The sequence below is a fragment of the Streptomyces kebangsaanensis genome (assembly GCF_001906585.1).
In the GTDB taxonomy this organism is placed as follows: Bacteria; Actinomycetota; Actinomycetes; order Streptomycetales; family Streptomycetaceae; genus Streptomyces; species Streptomyces kebangsaanensis.
In genome coordinates, this window is the sequence record NZ_JUJA01000157.1 from 1616 (window position 1) to 3912 (window position 2297).

At 73.9% G+C, this 2297-nt stretch carries 1 protein-coding gene; it reads left to right on the top strand.

The annotated features are described in order from the left end of the window. Window positions 1-269 precede the first annotated feature (269 nt). Window positions 270-2234 (top strand): HelD family protein, encoded by a 1965-nt coding sequence (locus RH94_RS27085; protein WP_234426102.1) that lies wholly within the window; start codon window positions 270-272, stop codon window positions 2232-2234. Window positions 2235-2297 lie beyond the last annotated feature (63 nt).

Consider the following 2297-nt stretch of genomic DNA (forward strand, 5'->3'; position numbering starts at 1 on the left):
GCCCGCCTCCCCCCGCGGAGCTCCCGCCCGTCACCCACCACCACCCTCAATCGTGGCCCTTCGGGCCGCCGCGTCATCTGTCCGGACGGAAACCGGCCGGCAGATCCCGCCGCCAACGGCGCACCCGTCTGTCCCGCAGGCCTTCCGGAGGCACCCCCTTGACCCCGTCGCCGTCCTCACCCGCGCCCGCCGGTCCCGCGCACCCGGCCGACGACCCCCTCGCCCGCGAGCGGTCCCACCTGTCCGCCTCCCGCGCCGCGCTGCGCGCCATGCGCGAGGACGTCCAGTCGCTGGACATCCGCGACGTCACCGCGAACTGGGTCAACGCCGAGGTCCTCGCCCGCCAGATCGACGAGCGCATCAAGGCGCTGGCCGACCTCAGCGACACCCCGCTGTTCTTCGGACGGCTCGACTACCTGCACGTGCCGGGCGCGGACCGGGCCGAGGGCGCCGAGGGCGAGAGGTTCTACATCGGGCGTCGGCACGTGCACGACGCCGACGGCGACCCCATGGTCATCGACTGGCGCGCGCCGGTCTCGCAGCCGTTCTACCGGGCGTCCAGGAAGGACCCCATGGACATCGCGCTGCGCCGCCGCTTCGGCTACACCGGCGGCGACCTCACGGCGTACGAGGACGAGCACCTGTCCGACCCGGCCGAGGCGGCGACCACCAGCAAGCTGCTCCAGCAGGAGATCGAGCGCCCGCGCGTGGGCCCGATGCGCGACATCGTGGCGACCATCCAGCCCGAGCAGGACGAGATCGTACGGTCCGGTCTGTCCGGCACCGTCTGCGTCCAGGGCGGCCCCGGCACCGGGAAGACCGCGGTCGGCCTGCACCGGGTCGCCTACCTCCTCTACGCCCACCGCGAGCGGCTGGCCCGCACCGGCACCCTCGTCATCGGACCGAACCGGTCCTTCCTGCACTACATCGAGCAGGTGCTGCCCGCGCTGGGCGAGCTGGCGGTCCGGCAGGCCACGGTCGACGACCTGGTGACCCACGTGGAGGTGCGGGCCACGGACGACGCGGCCGCCGCGGTCGTCAAGGGCGACGCGCGGATGGCCGAGGTGCTGCGCGGGGCGCTGTACTCCCACGTGACGATGCCCACCGAACCGGTCGTGGTGGTGCGCGGCTCACGTCGCTGGCGCATCCCGGCGTACGAACTGGAGGAGATCGTCCGCGAGTTGCTGGACCGCGACATCCGCTACGGCGCCGCCCGCGAGGCCCTGCCGCAGCGGATCGCGCACGCCGTGCTGGTGCGGATGGAGCGGGCGGGCGAGGCCCCCGACGACCGCGTGCAGGACACGGTGGCCCGCAACCCGGCGGTGAAGGCGGCCGTCAAGGCGATCTGGCCCCCGGTCGACCCGGCGAAACTCGTCCTGCGGCTGCTGACGGACGCGGACTTCCTGGCCACGCACGCCGACGGGATCCTCACCGAGGAGGAGCGGAAGACGATCCTGTGGGCGAGGCCCGTACGGTCGGTGAAGTCCGCCAGGTGGTCCGCGGCGGACGCGGTGCTGATCGACGAGGCGACCGACCTGACGGAGCGCACGCCCTCCCTCGGGCACGTGGTCCTCGACGAGGCACAGGACCTGTCCCCCATGCAGTACCGCGCGGTCGGCCGGCGCTGCACCACCGGTTCCGCGACGGTCCTCGGCGACCTCGCCCAGGGCACCACGCCCTGGGCGACCCGCACCTGGGAGGAGGCCCTGGCCCACCTGGGCAAGTCCGACGCCGTGATCGAGGAACTGACGGCGGGCTTCCGCGTGCCGACGGACGTCATCGCCTACGCCTCCCGCCTCCTGCCGCACATCGCCCCGGGCCTGACCCCGGTCGCCTCGATCCGCGAGAACCCGGGCTTCTTCGAGGTCCGTACGGCCGCCGGGGACGCCGAAGTGGTCGCCGCCTGCGAGGAGTTGCTGCGCCACGAGGGCTCGGTCGCCCTGATCGCCGCCGACCCGCGCGTCCCGGCCCTCGCCGAGGCCCTGACGGCGGCCGGCGTGCCGTACCTGCCTCCGGGGGAGGAGACGACGGCGAGGACCCGCCTCACCCTGGTCCCGGCCTCCCTCGCCAAGGGCCTGGAGTACGACTACGTGGTCCTCGACGAACCCCGGGCCGTGGTCGACGCCGAACCCGACGAACGCACCGGCCTGCGCCGCCTGTACGTCTCCCTCACCCGAGCGGTCTCGGGCCTGATCGTCACCCACACGGCCCCGCTGCCGCCTCAGCTGTCCTGAGGCCCGCCGTGCTGGCCCGACGGCTGGTCTGATGGCTGGCCCGACGGCTGGTCTGATGGCTGG

Coding starts and splice junctions, on each gene's coding strand:
- RH94_RS27085 (WP_234426102.1), top strand. CDS start 270: ATGCGCGAGGACGTCCAGTCGCTGGACATCCGCGACGTCACCGCGAAC.